This window comes from Desulfonatronum parangueonense, from assembly GCF_054656975.1.
The window spans coordinates 1-18,283 of sequence record NZ_BAAHXH010000001.1; the positions used below are offsets into that span (position 1 = coordinate 1).

The window sequence follows — 18,283 nt, forward strand, 5'->3', positions numbered from 1 at the left end:
GGAAACCGCTTTCAAGGAAAAAACTGGTGAGCGTGCTCACGCATTGAGGTGTTTCGCAATTGGCAAGACTGGCTATCTATTCAGCACTTTTGATTGCAAGGCATGAAGTGGCCCGGCTTGTCTCGTTTTTCGGCATCGCCTGCCTGACTGTTTCAGGATGCGTATCATTGAACCCAAGGCTGGCACTCGGCCTCATTCAACGGGATACCAACCTGCTCCCGTTCAGGACCGGCATCCAGCGGATCAAATCTTTGCATGTGGTTTCCGGCACGGAGTCACGCCATTGACTTTGATTCGTCTTTTTCCGCCTCCAGCCTTGGAATGGCTTCCAACTCGCCATGATACGTCGCTTCCAAATCCCAAAGATCGACGGCCTGCTGGGCGTTGAGCCAGAACCGGGGAGAATTGCCGAAAAGCCTGGAAAGGCGCAGGGCCATCAACGGCGTGATCGCACGACGACAGCGAATCAGTTCGTTGACTGTTTGGCGAGTGACCCCGAGGGATGCAGCCAAGGCGGTAGTGTTCAGTCCGTAATCGGGCATAAAGTCTTCCCGGAGCATCTCGCCGGGATGAGTTGGGGCAATGGTGCGGGGAGTGGTATTCCGAAAGGGCATGAAAAGGCTCCTTGTTCAATGATAGTCCACGATCTCAACGTCATAGGCATCTCCGTCCTGAAAACGAAAGCAGATGCGCCACTGGTCATTGATGGCAATGGCATGCTGACCAGCCCTGTCTTCCTTGAGGGCATGAAGGCGGTTGCCCGGTGGTGTTTTGAGATCGTTCAGGCTCGTGGCAAGGTTGATATATTCCAAGCGCCTGACGGCCCTCCGGATCAGGTCCGGAGGTATTTTTTTCGACTTGCCGTCCACATAAAGCGCCTGCGTTTCCTTGTCACCAAATGTGATGATCATGTTTGATTTGTAAACTGTCACGTGACAAAGGTCAACTTCTGACCCGCAAATGTTTGAGAGATGCTTGCAACAATCACAATAAACATGCGATCAAACCCTATTGCCGCACCCAGGTAACTTTTCAAAAGGTCGGGCACAGCCTGCCGACTACCTGCAACGGGGTTCCCTTTTCGCGGGAATGACTTCAATGAGACGTAGAAGCTGTACTTAATGAGTCGACAATAACCACCTTGATTCTATAACGAAACAAAGGTAGCAAGATTTTAAAAAATTATCTCATGATAGTTTATCATTTTCCAGGAGAACGAACATGGCTGGCACGCTGAACAAGGTTATCCTGATCGGCAGGTTGGGAGTTACCCCGGAACTCAAGTACACGGCTCAGGGTACTCCCGTTACTTCTTTTTCCCTTGCCACTGACGAATCCTATACCGACAAGACCGGCAACAAGGTCGAGCAGACGGAGTGGCATCGCATCGTGGTCTGGCAGCGCCAAGCCGAGAATGTGTGCAAGTTTCTGCAGAAAGGCTCACAGGCACTGATCGAAGGCCGGCTCCAGACCAGAAAATGGCAGGACCAGCAGGGACAGGATCGTTACACTACCGAGATTGTTGCCCAGAACGTCACGTTCATGGACTCCAAGCAGGATTCGGAGCGACTGCGTGAGGGGCAAGGTGGTGATGACCAGCAGGTTTATCCGAAGCAGCGTCAGCAAGGAAGTGAAATGCCACCGGACGATGGCCCTCCGTTTTAACTTGCCATGGCCTTCCGCTTCTTCCGCCGTTTTCGTGTTGCCCCCGGCATTACGCTAAACCTGAGCAAGTCCGGTCCCTCGCTGTCCTTTGGTCCGCGAGGGGCAAAGATGACCCTTGGTTCAAGGGGCGTTCGTCGGACTCTGGGGCTGCCGGGAACCGGCTTCTATTATACCGAACATTCGTCCTGGAATTCCTCTTCCGGGCGAGCACTGAGCAATGGATCGCGAGGTGGGCAGGGATATGCTTCCACCGAGGACCGACTGACTCTGGGATTTTTCAAGCGCCTGATCACGCCCAAAGACGAACGGGCGTTCGTGGACGGACTCAAAGCTTTTGTCCAGGGACGTGAAAACTGTGCTCTGGAGCAGTTCACATCCTCTCTGAATCTGGCGGATTCCGCATTCATGGCCGGGTTCCTGGCCTTGAAGAAATTGCGATTCCAGGAGGCCGTGGAAGCCTTGCAACAGGCGAATCGACGCCATGGATCGCTGGGAAGCTTGTTTGCCAAGTACGGAGTGCATGTCGAACTGGTCTTGCCTATCAGCAGGGAATTGCAAGCCCACATCGGCCCGCGGCGGCGCGGGCTGCTCCTGGGCATGGCCGAAGCCTACCAGGCCATGGATGAGCATCTTTTGGCTGCCGAGGCGCTCATGGAACTGCGGGACATGCTGCCTGAAGATGTCGTGGTCAAGGCATCCCTGGCCGAACTGCTCCTGGACGCCCGCCCCGATGATCCCAAGACACATCATGAAATCGTGCGCATGGCCGGGAACGTGAGCAATGATTCTCCGGCTCATGGTGCCTTAATGCTCTACAAGGCCAAGGCGCTGCGTGCCCAGGGTCTGCATACCGCCGCCAGGGACACGCTGACAGCGGCCCTGCGCCGGACCAAGGAACGGAGCAAGGATTTGCTCTTGGCTCTGCGCTTTGAGCGGGCATTGGTTTACGCGGAGATGAACCAGCACCAGCGGTCGCGTACGGAATTGGAGAAGGTCTATGCTCAAAATCCGGAATATGAGGATGTGGGCCAAAGGTTGGGAGTGTCGGCAGGTTGATCTTTTCTTTTTTTTCGACTCAGGAGAAACAGCAACACGGCATCAGGTTCACGAACAACAATACCTGATTCCTCCGTCAACATTCTTACATTCACAATGGGTGACCTATGAAAGAGGAACATCTCAAACATATAGCCATATTACGAGCCGTGATCGGTTATCTTGGAGAGCAGACGACTCCGCCCTGGTGGGCCAGCGCTTTTTTTTCATCGTATGCCAAAAGTTTTTTGACGCCGATTTTTCCACGGACATTGTTTCAAGCCCAGTATCACGGTGTTTGCAGAGCGGCCATGCTGGTGCATGATGAACATATCGGCGTGGGATCGGTCCATCACTTGTTTCGATTGCCGGAGGATATGGAGCAGGCTGTTCATCAACTTGGTCAGACTTCCATGTTCACGGAGGAATGCAACGCTCTGCTGTCCAACAAGGAAACGGCACTGGACTATCTGACCCGGAACGCCTCCGGAATTGACTCGCAAAACGTGGCGTCAACATTTCAAGGGCCGATACGGATAGCCGATGTAGCCGCCATGCGCACTTCGGATACATGGCCCGGCCTCAGTGCCTGCTATGCTCAGGCTTTTGCCACGGATGCTCCGACCTATCCCTATTGGTATCAGCCAACATGACCAAAGCCGTGTACACCACACGACTCCAGGCCGGCTTGGGCATGGTTCAGGAAACCAGAACCCTTCTTGATCTTTGGGAGCCGGGCATGGATGCTTCGGCCCTGTTGCGGATTGCTTTGGAGAACGGGCAACTTCCTGGTATTTCGGCCCGCCGTCTGCGTAACCTGGTCATGGAAGGTTTCGCCCCCCGCCTGCTGGTCAACGACACCCGTCCGGCCCAGCTTGCCAGAAACCTGATGCCCCTCTTCTCCCAATCCGAATTTGAACAACTGCTGTTTGTTTTCGCCTGCCGGGCCAATCCAATCCTGGCCGATTTCACACGCACCATGTATTGGCCCGCCTATTCCTCCGGGCATGGAACGCTGTCCAACGAGCAGGCCAGGGAATTCGTCACCGAGGCCAATCGCAGCGGCAAAACAGCCAAGCCATGGTCAGACTCCACCATCATGCGGATGGCCGGATATCTCACGGGATGTCTTGCTGATTTCGGTCTGTTGGAGCCTGGGCGACGGAGTGAACGCCGCTTTGTCCCTTTTCACGGCCAACCAAGATCCCTGACCGCCCTGGTTTATGAAATGCATTTCGCGGGACTGGGCGATAATCAAATTTTAAGCCATCCGGACTGGGGGCTTTTTGGACTGGAAAGGGCGGACATGCTTGACCAGTTCAAGCGTTTCGCCTTGAAGGGCTGGATTATTCTGCAAAGCGCCGGGGGCGTTACCCGGATCGGTTGGCCCTGTAAAAACCTGGAGGAGTTGCAACGTGTCCTTGCTTGACGCCCATTTCGACGAACTCATGGCCCGCATCCGTCATGGCCGCGATTTAAGCCATGCCAGCTTTGAGCCTGTTTACTATTTAATCTTCCCACCAGCCAAAATTCTGGAAGTGAAGCGTGTCCAGCCTGCCTGGATCGCTCGGTTGCGCAATGCCGGATGGCAGGTCCACACATTTTCCCTGGGGCGGGAAATTTTAAAGATCTTGTCGGAAGCCCCCCAGCGCGCTCTCTGGCTGAAGGCGGACGCCAAAAACCCCCTGGCCTGGGATAAAACCAACCAATCCCTGGCCAACCTGATCATCGATACATTGCCCGAGCGCCTCGGTACGTTTCTGGATGGCATTCAGGAGACCAAAAGCAGCATCGTCCTGATCACGGATCTGGAGGCCCTGCATCCCTACATGCGCATCGGCGCCATTGAGGGAAAGCTTGCCGGGAGATTCAAGACCACCACGGTCATTTTCTATCCCGGGGAACGTGCCGGAACAAAATTGCAGTTTTTTGGCTTTTATCACCCCGACGGAAATTATCGTTCCGTACATGTCGGGGGGTGAACGTGCAAACCAACCGTCAATATTCAAAGGCGTCGATGCCGTAGGGGCGAGAAACTTTTCGCCCCTTTTCAGGGTCAAACCATAACACCATCAGTCGCCACAACCGGAGCAATTCATGCGTATACGAGACCTGTTCGACCCGTCGCGGGATATTCATCGGGCCATTGAGAAGGTGATTTCCTATGGGGCGTCTCAGGAAATTCGCCTCAAGTCCGAGATTAGTGAATACATCGTCACTGAAAGCATTGAGGAGCAGATGGAAAAGCTGCTTCGCCTGATGCAGACCGCCATGGAACAAGGTGGAGAGAACGAAATCGGGGTCTGGGTTTCCGGTTTTTACGGATCGGGAAAAAGTTCCTTCACCAAATATCTTGGTCTGGCCTTGGACGAAAACGTATCCGTGGAAGGAGTGCCGTTCCTGAAGCACTTGCAGAATCGTCTGCATAAGCCCCAGACCAAGGCCCTGCTGTCCACCGTGGCCACCCGCTTTCCGGCAGCGGTGGTCCTGCTGGATCTGGCGTCGTCCATGCTGGCTGGAGCGACCATGGAGGAGGTGTCCACGGTCCTTTACTACAAGGTGCTGCAATGGGCTGGGTATTCGCGCAATTTGAAAGTGGCCGCCCTGGAACGACGAATGCAGAAGGATGGCCGGTACACGGAATTTCTGGACCGCATCCAGGGCGAGCTGGGCGTGCCCTGGAAATCCGTACAAAACGATCCCTTGGTGGTGGACAGTTTGCTTCCGGAAATCGCCCACGCCATGTACCCCGTGCTGTTCAAGACACCCACGGCCTTTTCCACGGAGACTTCGGAGGTAGTGGTCTTTGAAAACGACCGGGTCAAGGAAATGATCGACATTGTCCGGGAAACGTCGGGCAAGCAGTGCGTGATCTTTATCATCGACGAGGTGGGCCAGTATGTTGGACCGCGCCACAATCTGATCCTGAACCTGGACGGACTGGCCAAGAACTTGAAGGCCATCGGCGAAGGCAAGGTCTGGATTGTGGGAACGGCCCAGCAGACCCTGACTGAAGACGACCCCCGCGTGGCCTTGAACTCTCCGGAACTCTACAAGCTCGGAGCGCGTTTTCCGATTCAGATCGATCTGGAATCCAGCGACATCAAGGAAATCTGTACCCGTCGCCTGCTGGGCAAATCTCCCAAAGGCCAGAGCATTCTTGAAGATGCCTTCGAAAAACAGGGTCAGTCTCTGCGCCATAGCACCAAACTGCAGGACGCCAAATATTATGCAGCGGATTTTGACAGGGCCACTTTTGTCAATCTCTATCCTTTTCTTCCGGCCCATTTCGACATTTTGCTGCACCTCTTGGGAGCGCTGGCCAAATCCACCGGCGGGGTTGGACTTCGCTCGGCCATCAAGGTGATCCAGGACATTCTGGTGGAAGGCCCGGCCCGTGGCGATATGCCCGTGGCCGATGCTCCCGTGGGCTGGCTGGCCACAACGGTCACCCTCTACGACGCCCTGCACCGGGACATCCACCGCGCTTTTCCCTCGTTGCACAAGGCCATGGAAAAGGTGCAAATCCGCTTTCCCGGTCCCTCCCTGCATCAGGACGTGGCCAAGACCGTGGCCGTTCTCCAGGTGCTGGGCAACATGCCCGTGACCAGGGGCAATGTGGCCGCGCTGATGCATCCGGGGCTGGACAGCTCGTCCCGGCGGGATCAGGTAGAGTTGGCCATTGCCGATTTGATCACCGATTCCATCGTGCCCTTTGGCGAGAAGGACGGCAATCTGTGCTTTTTCAGTGAAAAATTGAATGACATCGACCAGGAGCGCGCCCAGATCCCTCTGCGTTCCATTGAAGTGCGCCGGATCGAGAACGAGGCCCTGCGCGAGGTTTTTCAACCCCAGCCCAAGGTCACCCTGCACGGTTCCCTGACCGTGACCAGCGGACTGAAGGCCGTGCATGGACCCAACATTTCCAGCCTGTCCGGGGAGAAAGAGATCATCCAGACCCATGTGGAGTTCGTCGACCCTCTTGAACGCGATGCGGTTCGTGACCGCATGCTGGATGAATCCCGGCAACGCAGTTTCGAAAACGTGATCTTTTTGCTGGGTTACGCGGACCCGGCCATACGGGAGCAGGCCGGGGAAATCTATCGGTGCAACGAGATTGTGCTGCGCCATCGCAGCGATCCGGACCAGGAGGTCAAGGATTACTGCACGGCCCAGCTCGACCGCGCCGCCAGACTGGTCCTGGACCTGCAGCAGACCCTGCGGCGCAACCTTCTCCAGGGATCGTTCATCTTCCGGGGCAGTACCACCGCATTGAACAGCCTGGGGCAGGATGTGCTGGAAGCGGCCAAAAAACACCTCAATGACGTGGCGGCCCAGGTCTTTCATCGCTATGGCGACGCCCCTGTACGGGCCGATACCAATCTTGCTGAAAAGTTTTTGCGCCTGGGCAACCTCATGGCCGTAACCGCGGCCTTGGACCCGCTGCACCTGGTCCAGATCAGCGGCGGTTCGCCACAAATCAACACCGGGCACAAGGCTGTGATCAGTATCCGTGATTATGTGGAACGCACCGGAAGCGTCGAGGGGAAACGACTCTCGGACCATTTCTCCGGAGATCCCTACGGCTGGTCTCCGGACACTCTGCGGTATCTGGTGGCGGGAATGCTTCTGGCCGGAATGATCAAGTTGAAAATTTCCAGCAGGGACGTATTGGTCAACGGACAACAGGCCGTTGACGCTTTGCGCACCAATGCCTCCTTCAAAAACGTGGGCATCTCCCTGCGCGACGCCCCTGTGCCGATGGAGGTTCTGGCCAGGGCCGCGGAACGGCTCACGGACCTGGTGGGTGAAACCGTGATGGCCTATCCCGAGGACGAGGTCAGCAAGGCCGCAGTCAAGCACTTCCCCCGCTTTCAGCATCAGTTTGGCCCCCTGGCCGAAAAACTGGAAAATCTCGGCCAGCCCGGCGCTGAAATCGTCCGCACCCTGAACCAGGAACTGGCAGACGTCCTGCTGACGGACGCCTCAGACCTGCCGCATCGCCTGGGCAGCGAGGAATCGCCGCTTTACGACGGACTGAAATGGGCAGCCCAGGTGGATCTGGCGCTGAAGAACGGCCTGGAATCCGTTGTCCGCGATCTGCAGAACTACCGCCGTGAAATTGCCGATCTACCCGATTCCGGAGCGCCCGGAGATCTGCGCAAGAATCTGTCCGAGGACCTGGAACTGCTGGGTCAGCGCCTGGAAAGCACGGATTTTCACCACCATCTGACGGACTACAACACGTTGCTGACAAACATCCGTGCCAGAATTGAGGAAACCATAAAGCGCGTCGCGCAAGACCAAGACAAAAGTATCAAGATGGCCGGTCAAAGTCTGAGCTACTTGCCGGATTGGAAAGAGCTGACCCAGGAAGAAAAGACCAACACGCTGGCTCAGCTCGATGCCCTCATCCTTGAACCTGGCCAGGGAATTGCCGGTCTCAAGGAACTTCTCTCCCAAGAATACGTGATTTCCACCACGATGAGTCGTCTCACGGAGTATGTTGCCAAACGTGGCCATGAGCACCGGATAGAACGGATGAAGCAAAAAAAGGAAGACAACTTTCGCGAAGGGCGCACGAAACTGACCCGAAATTTTGCCATTCCATCCATGGTCAGTGATCCTGCCCAGATCGAATCCTTGATTCATAAATTGCAAAACCTGAAAGAGGAACTGACCTCCTACAGTGAGATTGAAGTAACCATATCTCTCGAATGAGGCAGTAGGCAGATAGCCACAGAACTCAGCAACTACCTACAGCCTTCTATAAAAGGAATCATCATGGCTTTCGATCAACCTACCCGTAACCGCTTGGCCAAATTCGTCGGTGAGGCGCGTGCGTTGTTGTCCGCGGAATTCACCCAGCAGTTGCAGCAGACGCATGGTCTTGACCCGAACACAGGACGTGTAGCCGGGATGGATCGGCTGGCCCATCTGGACGACACCAGTCGGGAGACGGCCAGGCTGTTGCGGGAGACCATGGACCATTACCTGGCCGGTTCCACGCAAACCGCCAAAGCCGTGCAGGTTGTTCTGGACCGGATCATGCGTGAACAGGCCTTCACCGTACTCAACCGCCTCTGCGCCCTGCGCATGGCCGAAGCCCGCAATCTGATCATCGAATCCATTGCCAAGGGCGCTCAGTCCAAAGGTTTCCAGCCTTATGCCAAGCTGGCCGGGACAGCCCTGGGCCAGACCGGGGACGCCTACAAGTGCTATTTGTTCAGCCTGTTCGACGAATTCGCCCTGGACCTGCCCGTGCTCTTCGACCGCTTCAGCTCCCAGGGACGGCTGTTCCCCCGTGAGACAGCCCTGGAAAATCTGCTGAGCCTGATCAACGCCCCGGAACTGGAACAGCTCTGGGCCGAGGATGAAACCATCGGCTGGATCTATCAGTATTTCAACTCCGTGGAAGAGCGCAAAGAAATGCGTGCCCAGTCCGCGGCCCCGCGCAACAGCCGGGAACTCGCCGTTCGCAACCAGTTCTTCACTCCGCGCTATGTGGTAGAATTTCTCACGGACAACACCCTGGGCCGGATCTGGTACGAAATGACCAAGGGCGAGACGGACTTGACAACGACATGCCGCTACCTGGTCCGTCGGCCACGCGAAGTATTCCTGGAGCAACCAGGCCACTTTATTTCCGAGGTTCGCCACCCTGGAATCGAGGCCGCCTTGAGCGGCGACTTTTCTCAACTGCCTGAGCCTGATGAAATCACCTGGAACCAACTCCAAAAGCTTGCCCTGGGCATTGAAGGCTACAAACTCGCCCCGGCGCTGGGGTTGGGCGATTGCCTTGAGTTTGCAAGCCAGCGCATCAACGAATTTAAGCAAACCGATCAATGGCGTGGCGATGCCGCTGAACTCTGGATCTGCTTGTTCTACGAACAACGCGCTTCCAGGCACGCCATGGAAGATCCGCATGGCGAACATTTGGCGGCCATCAAATCCCTCTACGCCGCACTTCGGCAGCAGCTCACCATGGACACCAGCGAGCTGTCCCAGCAAGAACTGCTGAACCTCCCGGTATTCATCCCCCACCGCCCCCTGAAAGACCCCCGCGACATCCTCATGCTCGACCCGGCTTGCGGCTCCATGCACTTCGGGCTGTACGCCTTCGACCTCTACGAGCGCATCTACGAAGAAGCCTGGAAACTCAGGGACACTCTGCCATCCCAGTCCACAGGCCAAACCCTTCAAAAGGATTACCCCTCCCTGGATGATCTGCTCCTTGCCCTGCCCAAACTGATCATCGAACACAACATCCACGGCATCGACATCGACCCCCGCGCCGTGCAGATCGCCGGCCTGTCCTTGTGGCTGCGCGCCCAAAAATCCTGGAAAGCCCGGAACATCCAACCCCAAGCCCGCCCTCGGATCACCAAATCCCACATCGTCTGCGCCGAACCCATGCCCGGTGACGAGACCCTGCGCCATGAATTCATCGAAGGACTCAGACCACGTGTTCTGGGCCAGCTTGTGAACGAGGTCTTCGAGAAAATGAAACTGGCCGGAGAAGCCGGTTCCTTGCTGAAGATCGAGGAAGAGATCAAGGACGCCGTGGCCGCGGCCAAGCAGCAATTCAAGGCCACCACGCCCAAAGAGCAAAAAGTCATGCTCCCCGGCATCAAGCTGCCCCAGAAACCAACCCAACTCCGCTTCGACCTCTCGGACGTCAGTGACAAGGACTTCTGGCGAAACACGGAACAGCGCATTCTTGATGCGTTGAAAAAGTACGCGGAGCAGGCTGAGAACGGAAATACCGTGCGCAGGCGGTTATTCGCCGAGGACGCAGCGCGGGGGTTTGCGTTTATTGATCTGTGTCGGAAGCGGTATGATGTTGTGTTGATGAATCCGCCGTTTGGTGAATCAGCTGCCAATTCTCATTACTACATCGATCATGCATTTCCAGAGTCAAAAAATGACATATTCGGTGGATTTATTACAAGATGTCTTTCAGTCCTTACGAAATTTGGAAGATTGGGAGCAATAACTAACCGTGTCGGATTTTTTAATTCTCAATTTGAGAAGTGGAGAAACATAGCTCTGATTGGAGAAGGCAAGTTGGATACTGCGGCTGATCTTGGATATGGAGTCCTTGATGCGATGGTAGAAACTGCAGCCTACATTGTTACGATTGGGAAAAAAAATAATTCTGCGACAATATGTGGACTTCTAAAGGCTGAAGATAAAGGAAAAACTCTTCTTTCGTCAATAGAGTCAATTTTGTCAGACCGACCATCTAATTTATATTATTTGGTTAATTTAGATGTTTTTCGCCTCTTGGCTGGACACCCAATTTGTTATTGGGTTCCTGAACATACCTTACGGAAGCTCGCTGCACACCCCAGATTTGAAAACGAAAAAAGAACAGCGAAACAAGGCCTCGCAACAGCTGATGATTTCCGGTTTATCTCTGCTGCATGGGAGGTTTTTCCATGTTCGCTCGGCAGTCACTTTTTTTTCTTTGCCAAAGGCGGGGAATACCGTCCATTCTGGGACGACATTCACCTTGTGATTAACTGGGAAAATGATGGAGAAGAAGCCAAAGCATTTGCTGGGACCCTCTACAATAATTCTCACTGGAGCAGAATACTTAAAAATGTAGATTTCTACTTCAAACCGGGGCTGACATATCCAGAACGGACCACAAGCGATTTTGCTCCACGTATATTTCCTAGTGGCTGTATTTTCAGCGCAACTGGCCAAGCCATATTCTTTGAGTCACTCATTGAAGCCGAAGCGTTTCTTGGCGTTTATATATCCCGATCATTTCGCCTTCTTTTTGAGCTATTCATAGGTTCAGGTGATGCTGTTGTCTCCGGTAGTGCAGCTAGACATTACAAATCAGGAGTTATCAATGCAGCACCTGTTCCAGAATTAAAATATGAAATTAAAAATGTTATTTCTGATTCCGTCAGGCAATGTACAAATATTGTTATTCAAAATTTTCAGTTTAATGAAACTACGAGGCACTACTTTATATCTATTTTAATCAATGAAGATAATCGTGCGTCTATAAAAAAACTTGCAGTAAATCATCGTATAAATATTAATCTAAATGCTCTTAAAATATTAGAGAATACTTGGAAAATTGACAAAACTGTTTCGACTGCATATCAATTATACGATGACGATTTTGTTGTACTACGAGATGAATATGGTATGCATCCATGCGAATACTCGAAAAATAAATTACAATTATCAAAAGATGAATGCCTGAATTTGTGGAACTTAAGTGATGAATCTTTGGTTGACTTGGTAGCGAAGAGAAAGGGGAGCACACGCCAAATTACAAAGAAATCATTCTATGCCGACAGAAAGATTGAACTGATATGCCATTATTATGAAGTACACCCCCAGTCGATCATTTCATTTTTAAATCAATGGTCTGTAATTTCCAAAGATGACCTATTGTCTGAAGTAGAGAGAAATCTTAGTTATTGGATTGGGTGCATCTTCTGCCGCTGGGACATCCGCTTAGCCCTCGACTCCACTCTCGCCCCCCCTCTCCCCGACCCCTTCGATCCCCTCCCAATCTGCCCCCCAGGCATGCTCATCGGCCCGGACAGCTTGCCCGCAACTCCGGGCAACATCGTCAGCGAGGAATGGCTTCGCAGGCGGCGGTGTGTTGATGGGCGGTGGGTTGTTGAGAGGGCGGAAACTGATGACTGGCCGCTGACCACTGACAGATATCCCTTGAACATCCCTTGGAACGGCATCATCGTGGATGACGAGAACCATCCGGATGACATCATCCGCCGGGTGCGGGAGGTGTTGGATGTGATCTGGAAGGACAAGGCTGGGGATATTGAGCAGGAGGCTTGCCATATTCTCGAAATTGACGGGTTGCGGGAGTATTTTCGGAAGCCGTCCGGATTTTTCGCCGATCATCTCAAACGCTACTCCAAGAGCCGCCGCCAGGCTCCCATCTATTGGCCTTTATCCACCCCTTCCGGGTCGTATACACTCTGGATCTACTACCACCGCCTTACGGACCAGACCCTGTACATCTGCGTGAACGACTTCGTGGAACCCCGCTTGAAGCAGATCGCCGAGCGGTTGGACGTGTTGCGCGGTACGGAGCGCAAAGGTTCTGCGGAAAAGGAATACGAGGAACAGGTTCGACTGGAGCAGGAGCTGCGGGAGTTCCGTGATGAGCTGCTGCGCATTGCCGCGTTCTGGAAACCCAACCTCAACGACGGGGTGCAGATCACAGCGGCCCCGCTCTGGCAGCTCTTCCGTCTGAAACCCTGGCAGAAGAAACTCAAGGAAACCTGGGACAAGCTGGAAGCCGGGGACTACGACTGGGCGCACCTGGCCTACAGCATCTGGCCGGACCGGGTCCGCGAAGTCTGCAAAACAGACCGCTCCATCGCCATCGCCCACGGACTGGAGGAATTGTGCGAGGTGGAAGTGGCCAAGAAGGGCAAGAAACGGGGGAGAAAGAAGGCGATTGATGATTCAACGGAGCAGGTATGATTATTCCACGAGTTGTCCTGGATACAAACATCCTGGTTGCGGCATCGCGAAGCCGCAAGGGGGCGTCTTATGCAATTCTGCAAGCTTTGCGGGCAGGTCGCATCAAGGCCTTGGGCTCCGTGCCGTTGATGGTTGAATACGAAGCGGTTTTGAAACGCCCGGATCATCTCCAAATTGGCGGCAGGACGGAAGAAATGGTGGATGCATTCCTGGATGCTTTGTGTTTGCTCATGGACTATGTACACTTGCATTACCTGTGGCGGCCACAAACCTTTGATCCGGCGGATGAGATGGTCCTGGAGACCGCCTTGAACGGGAGAGCTGCAGCATTGATTACCCTGAACATTAAGGATTTTGACGCAGCCAAAAAATTTCGATTGCCTGTTTTACATCCTGGTGTTTTCATCCAGAAATTGAACAAAGGAGGGATCTGATGCCCCAATTCGCATTGCAGTTGCCAGAGTCCTTGCTTGCTTTTGCTCATAAGGTCGCGGAGGAGGAGCAGGTTCCCATGAATCAATTTTTCATCATGGCCATTGCGGAAAAAGTCTCCGCGCTCAAAACCGAGGCCTATTTTAGAGAACGGTTGGCACGAGGGGATCTTGAGGCATTTGATGCCTGGATGAAGGCCAGTCCGGACGTCCCCCCCATGGAGGGTGATGAATTTCCAGAAGAAAACGTCGAGCGGTAGGGACTGAAGGCGAGAAGCGTCATGAGTTGTTATTGCGTATCCATGGCAATGACATTTCTCCAAACTGCAAGGAGCGCATTCTCCATCTGTTAACTGCAAAGGTATGCCATGAGAATTGAATCAATTCGCTTGCAAAACTTCAAGGTCTTTCAGGATGTTGATCTGCGGGATATCCCTCCATTTTGCGTCGTTGTCGGGGCCAATGGGACGGGCAAGTCCACGCTTTTCGAGGTGTTTGGCTTTTTGAAAGACTGCCTGACGTTCAATGTCGGTTCCGCCATTCAAAGCCGGGGCGGGTATCATGAGTTGGTGAGTCGGGGCCATGAGCAGGAAAACATCGTTATCGAGCTGCAATTTCGTATGGAAATCAGTAGAGTGCAGCGCCTGGTGACGTATTATCTTGAGATCACCAATGCGAACAAAAGACCGGAAGTTGCGCGTGAGATTTTGCGATACAAAAGAGGCAGCGCCGGGTCGCCGTATCATTTTCTGGATTTCAGCTTTGGCCGGGGCAAGGCCGTGGTCAATGAGGATGACTTCAACAAGATCGACGAAGAACTGACCAAAGAACCCCAGGAACTGGACAAGGCCGACATTCTAGCCATCAAGGGGCTGGGACAATTTCAGAAGTTCAAGGCAGCCAATGCCTTCCGGCAACTGATTGAAAACTGGCACGTCTCCGACTTCCACATCAACCTGGCTCGCGGCAGCAAGGATGCTGCAGGGTATGCCGAACACCTTTCCGTGACCGGGGACAATTTACAATTGGTGGCGAACCGCCTGTTTGAAGAACATCCGACGATCTTCGGCAAAATTATCGAGCAGATGAAGACCCGTGTGCCGGGAATCGCTTCGGTTGAGCCGGAACCGACCAAGGACGGAAGGTTGTTGCTCAAATTCCAGGACGGATCGTTCAAGGACCCGTTCATTGATAAGTACGTCTCCGACGGAACCATCAAGATGTTTGCCTATCTTGTGCTGCTCTACGACCCCTCTCCCCATCCCCTCCTGTGCGTCGAAGAGCCGGAAAACCAGCTTTACCCCCGCCTGCTCTGGGAACTTGCCGAGGAATTTCGCACCTATTCCCTGCGGGGCGGCCAGGTTTTCGTGTCCACGCATTCCCCTGATTTCTTGAATGCGACGCAAATCGAAGAAGTTTTTTGGTTGATCAAAAACACCGGTTTTTCCCAGGTACGTCGGGCCAAAGACGATGAGCAAATCATCGCCATGATGCAGGATGGCGCTCAAATGGGCTATCTCTGGAAACAGGGCTTCTTTCCGGGAGTGGACCCGCAATGATGACTCTGGTGTTTTTGTTGGAAGAGCCATCCGCCGAAGCCATGCTGAAAGGGTTGCTGCCAAATGTTCTGCCGTCGGGTTTGGCTGTTGAATACAAGATTTACGAAGGGAAATACGATCTGGATGCAAACTTGCCTCGTGTTCTCCGCACATGGAAACGTCCAGACTCCTTCTTTGTCGTGCTCAGGGATCAGGATGCCAGTGATTGCCGAAAGCTGAAAAAGAATTTGCTGGAACTTTGCGGAAGGACCGGCAGTCCCAACGTCTTGATCCGCATTGCTTGCCGCGAACTGGAAAGTTTCTATCTCGGGGATCTGAACGCGGTGGAGAAAGGCCTTGACATTCGAGGCCTTGGCGCGATGCAGCAAAAGCGGAAATTTCGCAATCCAGACCAAATAGTCAAGCCCTCTCTTGAATTGTTCAAGCTCACCAAGGGTAGGTATCAAAAGGTTTCCGGCTCAGTTGCGATAGGCAAGCATTTGCAGCCGCAACATAATCATTCCAAGAGCTTCAACGTACTCATTGCCGGGTTGAACCGCATTTCCGGCGATGCACGCGAAACTGCAGGGAAATCATGAAAGCCATTAAATCCTTCATTCAGCAGGACGTGCTCCTGCCCCGTGTGACCCGCTCCGAAGTTCTGGTGGTCTACGATCCGGAGGAGCGGTATCGGGAATTGTGCCTGGAACTGGCCGGCGAGAAATTGCTGGTGATCGATGCCGGTCTGGGCAGCATCCAGGCCAGGGAAACGGCGTTGCAGGCGCTGATGGACATGGACGAAGCCGGAGCGACGACCAAAGGCCTGCTTATCCATGTTCCGGCCAAGCCGCCAATGTCCGACGAAGATAAACAGCGGGATCCGTTCAGCGTGTACTCCGCCGCGGGTGAGATATTCCCGCAAAGCGACGGGGATTCCTTCCAAAGCTTGTGCATGCGGGCCAAGGCTGATCATGTGGCTGATATCCGGCGCATTTTTGCCAATGACCCCAACCCGGAGTTCGAGGTCATCGACGCCGTGGGCCTGGGCATGAACTGGCCCAATCTGCGAGCCATTCTAGAGGTGGAATCCGCCAGGGACATCCTGTTTGCCCTGCTTGCGCCGGACAAAAAGCAGATTGGCAGTCTGAAGAACCGGGACTCCTGGAACCCGGAGATTGCCGGTCTGCTTCAAAGCAGTCTGGGCATGGACCTCAAGACGCGCAGCAAAAGCTGGGAGACCATTGCCGAGGAGATGTGGCGCTTTCTGTTGTTCAGTGAATTCGTCTTCGACCTCCCGGCCCCCTTGCCGAGCAGTCTGGAAAACGTTCCTCACGCCGCTGATGAGGCCAGACCTCTGGTGCTGGATCTGTGCGAACGGCTGCGCAATGACCTGCGCACCCGGGAGACGTACATCCAACGCGCCAATGCCGTGGAACGGGACCTGAACCTGGCTGATACATGTGCTGATTTGACGGACCTGGGTGCTTTGGACACCTTTGCCTTTGAAGAAAAGACCATTTTTATCCAGTGCATGGAGGCCATGCAACGCGACAACCTGGACAGGGCCCGGTCCATTCTTAAAGTCCGATCTCACAGCATCTGGGCCGGTCAGGGCGAAAGCCGAAGCAAATGGTTTTTCCTGGAAAATGCCGTCAATCTCCTGGAAGCCTGCGCAGACGCCCAGGCCAGTCTCTCTGACCATGTCCGGACCCAGGAAGCCCTGCTGGATGCCTATACCTGCAGCTTGCGCGAGGTGGACCGCCACCATCGCCAAATGGAAGAGTCCGCCGCGGAACTTTTCGAGATGGTGGATCAGCTCAAGCCGGCCCTGCGACATGCCCAAAAAGCCTATGCCCGAGTGGCCGGCGCTCTGCAGGGGCATTTTCTGCGACATCTGGAACAGAACGGGTGGCCGCCGCGGAACGCCCTGGCCAATGCCGACGTGTTCGACCGCTTTGTCGCCCCCAGACTGCGGCAAAGCGGCCAGAAAACAGCCATGCTGCTGATCGACGCCCTGCGGTATGAATTGGGTGTAGCCCTGGAGATGCAGCTTGCCGGAGAAGGTCAGGTGAAACTGCATACATCCTGCGCGCAACTTCCGACCATCACCCTGGTGGGCATGGCCAGCTTGTTGCCCGAGGCGGGTCGCGATCTCCGGTTGATCCAAAAGGATCAGACCACCATGCTGCCTGCTCTGGGCGAGACGATCCTCTCCTCTGTGGCCCAGCGCATGGATATCCTCCGCAAACGGTACGGGCAGCGCTTCGCGGAAACCACCCTGAACGAATTCGGATCTGGTCGGTACACCGTGGAGCCCGGCGTGGAACTGCTGGTCCTGCGCAGTGCATCCATTGACAGCGCCCTGGAAAATTCCGTGTCCATGGGGTTGCGCATGCTCCAGGACGTGCTCAAAACCATCAGGGTTTGTGTCCACAAGCTGAAAACACTGGGTTTTCAGGAGGTGATCATTGCCACGGATCATGGCTTTTTCCTGAACACCAATGCCCAGGCCGGGGATGTCTGCGCCAAACCCCAGGGCAAATGGCTGAACATCCACGAGCGGTGCCTGCTCGGAGATGGCGCAAGCGACAGTGCCAACTTCGTTCTTCCGGCGGAGCACCTGGGCATCCGGGGGGATTTCACCCAGATTGCCGGGCCTAAAAGCATGGCCACCTACGCCAAATCCGTCACCTATTTTCATGGCGGGGCATCGTTGCAGGAGGCGGTGGTGCCATTGCTCACCATTCGCCTGAAGGACGACCAGGAAAAAACATGGACACGTCCGGAAGTCACCCTGACCTACAAACGCGGCGCCAAACGGATCACCACCCGCCTGCCCGTGATCGACGTGCACATTGGCCGCGGAGATCTCTTGTCCAGCGGGAAAACTACGGAATTCCTGTTGGAGGCCCACGACAAAAAAGGCAACGTGGTCGGCGAAGCCCGCCCGGGCGGCCACGTCCACCCCAGCACGCGCACGATCACCCTGAGCAGTAGTCAGGCCGTTTCCGTCGTCATGCGCATGGACATGGACTTCGAAGGCAAATTCACCATCAAAGCCCTGGATCCCACGACCTTGGCGGTTTTCGGCAAGCTGGAACTGGAGACGGATTATACGGTGTGATGGGG

The 18,283-nt window shown here is 54.5% G+C and carries 15 protein-coding genes; 12 read left to right on the forward strand and 3 right to left on the reverse strand.

Annotated features, from left to right (window positions below):
• Positions 1-275: 275 nt before the first annotated feature.
• Positions 276-614: a HigA family addiction module antitoxin gene (locus tag ACYQ15_RS00005; RefSeq protein WP_459935494.1), complete on the reverse strand. Its 339-nt coding sequence runs from the start codon at positions 612-614 to the stop codon at positions 276-278.
• Between the two features lie 15 nt (positions 615-629).
• The gene (locus tag ACYQ15_RS00010) at positions 630-911 is read right to left on the reverse strand and encodes a type II toxin-antitoxin system RelE/ParE family toxin (protein WP_459935495.1); all 282 of its coding nucleotides are present in this window, start codon (positions 909-911) and stop codon (positions 630-632) included.
• A 310-nt stretch (positions 912-1,221) separates the two neighbouring features.
• Here ACYQ15_RS00010 and ACYQ15_RS00015 point away from each other — a divergent pair, with 310 nt between their 5' ends.
• The 6 genes from ACYQ15_RS00015 to brxC all read left to right on the forward strand — a co-directional run bounded on the left by ACYQ15_RS00015 (position 1,222) and on the right by brxC (position 8,421).
• Positions 1,222-1,665: a single-stranded DNA-binding protein gene (locus ACYQ15_RS00015; protein WP_459935496.1), complete on the forward strand. Its 444-nt coding sequence runs from the start codon at positions 1,222-1,224 to the stop codon at positions 1,663-1,665.
• 6 nt (positions 1,666-1,671) lie between these two features.
• Positions 1,672-2,721 carry a DUF4236 domain-containing protein gene (locus tag ACYQ15_RS00020; protein WP_459935497.1) on the forward strand — a complete coding sequence of 350 codons (1,050 nt, stop codon included), beginning with the start codon at positions 1,672-1,674 and terminating at the stop codon, positions 2,719-2,721.
• Between the two features lie 107 nt (positions 2,722-2,828).
• The gene (locus tag ACYQ15_RS00025) at positions 2,829-3,353 is read left to right on the forward strand and encodes a BrxE family protein (protein WP_459935498.1); all 525 of its coding nucleotides are present in this window, start codon (positions 2,829-2,831) and stop codon (positions 3,351-3,353) included.
• Complete coding sequence (locus tag ACYQ15_RS00030; protein WP_459935499.1) at positions 3,350-4,129, forward strand: BrxA family protein; 780 nt, start codon at positions 3,350-3,352, stop codon at positions 4,127-4,129. Before ACYQ15_RS00025 ends, ACYQ15_RS00030 begins: the two co-directional genes overlap by 4 nt.
• Positions 4,116-4,682 (forward strand): BREX protein BrxB domain-containing protein, encoded by a 567-nt coding sequence (locus tag ACYQ15_RS00035; RefSeq protein WP_459935500.1) that lies wholly within the window; start codon positions 4,116-4,118, stop codon positions 4,680-4,682. Before ACYQ15_RS00030 ends, ACYQ15_RS00035 begins: the two co-directional genes overlap by 14 nt.
• A 115-nt stretch (positions 4,683-4,797) precedes the next feature.
• Positions 4,798-8,421 (forward strand): BREX system P-loop protein BrxC, encoded by a 3,624-nt coding sequence (gene brxC, locus ACYQ15_RS00040; RefSeq protein ID WP_459935501.1) that lies wholly within the window; start codon positions 4,798-4,800, stop codon positions 8,419-8,421.
• 36 nt (positions 8,422-8,457) lie between these two features.
• Here brxC and ACYQ15_RS00045 read toward each other — a convergent pair whose 3' ends face one another.
• On the reverse strand, positions 8,458-9,339 hold the full coding sequence (locus tag ACYQ15_RS00045) for a hypothetical protein (protein ID WP_459935502.1): 882 nt from the start codon (positions 9,337-9,339) through the stop codon (positions 8,458-8,460).
• A gap of 39 nt (positions 9,340-9,378) precedes the next feature.
• Here ACYQ15_RS00045 and pglX point away from each other — a divergent pair, with 39 nt between their 5' ends.
• The 6 genes from pglX to ACYQ15_RS00075 all read left to right on the forward strand — a co-directional run bounded on the left by pglX (position 9,379) and on the right by ACYQ15_RS00075 (position 18,278).
• Positions 9,379-13,185: a BREX-1 system adenine-specific DNA-methyltransferase PglX gene (pglX, locus tag ACYQ15_RS00050; protein WP_459935503.1), complete on the forward strand. Its 3,807-nt coding sequence runs from the start codon at positions 9,379-9,381 to the stop codon at positions 13,183-13,185.
• Positions 13,182-13,619: a putative toxin-antitoxin system toxin component, PIN family gene (locus ACYQ15_RS00055; protein ID WP_459935504.1), complete on the forward strand. Its 438-nt coding sequence runs from the start codon at positions 13,182-13,184 to the stop codon at positions 13,617-13,619. Before pglX ends, ACYQ15_RS00055 begins: the two co-directional genes overlap by 4 nt.
• Positions 13,619-13,876, forward strand: coding sequence for a toxin-antitoxin system HicB family antitoxin (locus ACYQ15_RS00060; RefSeq protein WP_459935505.1), 258 nt, complete (start codon positions 13,619-13,621; stop codon positions 13,874-13,876). The genes ACYQ15_RS00055 and ACYQ15_RS00060 overlap by 1 nt, the downstream gene beginning before the upstream one ends.
• Positions 13,877-13,984: 108 nt before the next feature.
• Entirely contained in the window at positions 13,985-15,175 is a 1,191-nt protein-coding gene (locus ACYQ15_RS00065) for an AAA family ATPase (RefSeq protein WP_459935506.1), read from the forward strand.
• Complete coding sequence (locus ACYQ15_RS00070; protein WP_459935507.1) at positions 15,172-15,753, forward strand: DUF4276 family protein; 582 nt, start codon at positions 15,172-15,174, stop codon at positions 15,751-15,753. Before ACYQ15_RS00065 ends, ACYQ15_RS00070 begins: the two co-directional genes overlap by 4 nt.
• Complete coding sequence (locus tag ACYQ15_RS00075; RefSeq protein ID WP_459935508.1) at positions 15,750-18,278, forward strand: PglZ domain-containing protein; 2,529 nt, start codon at positions 15,750-15,752, stop codon at positions 18,276-18,278. The genes ACYQ15_RS00070 and ACYQ15_RS00075 overlap by 4 nt, the downstream gene beginning before the upstream one ends.
• Positions 18,279-18,283 lie beyond the last annotated feature (5 nt).